Below are 750 nucleotides of genomic sequence, written 5' to 3' on the forward strand. Positions count from 1 at the left end.
CCCAACCCATATGATCTTGTATTGCGATATGGCACTGGTGATGTGATCACCATCCAAAGCTATTTTTCTGGCGCCGACTCTTCGGTTGAAGAGTTTCATTTCTCGGATAGTGTCACTTGGACATCTGCTGATGTCTCGAAGCATTTGGTAGGCACTGAAGGTGCTGACACTATTGCCGGCGCCATCGGCCAGGACAACGTCATTCGCGGGCTGGGCGGCGATGACACTTTGAATGGCCAGGCAGGCAATGACGTGCTCGACGGTGGGACCGGTAACGATACGCTCGTCGGCGCCGCCGGAGAAGACACGCTTGTGGGTGGCGCAGGCAATGACACGTTGGCAGGAGGAACAGGCTCCGACACTTATGTCTTTAGCCGCGGCGATGGTCAGGATACCGTTGCCGAAGCAGGCTCAGCCTTGAATGTCGACGTCATCCGTTTCACGGATGTTAAGTCAACGGACATCAGCGGTTTCGAACGCCCCAACCCATATGATCTTGTATTGCGATATGGCACTGGTGATGCGATCACCATTCAAAGCTATTTTTCTGGCGCCGATTCTTCGGTTGAAGAGTTTCATTTCTCGGATGGTGTCACTTGGACATCCGTTGATGTCTCGAAGCATTTGGTAGGCACTGAAGGCGCTGACACTATTGCCGGCGCCATCGGCCAGGACAACGTCATTCGCGGGCTGGGCGGTGATGACACTTTGAATGGCCAGGCCGGTAATGACGTGCTCGACGGAGGGACC

General features: G+C 54.7%; 1 protein-coding gene. It reads left to right on the plus strand.

Translation table 11 applies throughout. The features are described from left to right. Positions 1-21: 21 nt before the first annotated feature. On the plus strand, positions 22-750 hold a 729-nt coding region (locus ACTJKS_RS28015; protein WP_440829055.1), incomplete at its 3' end, for a calcium-binding protein.

Origin of the sequence: Pseudomonas sp. 22189, assembly GCF_052045635.1 — a bacterium.
Classification (GTDB): Bacteria; Pseudomonadota; Gammaproteobacteria; order Pseudomonadales; family Pseudomonadaceae; genus Aquipseudomonas; species Aquipseudomonas parakoreensis.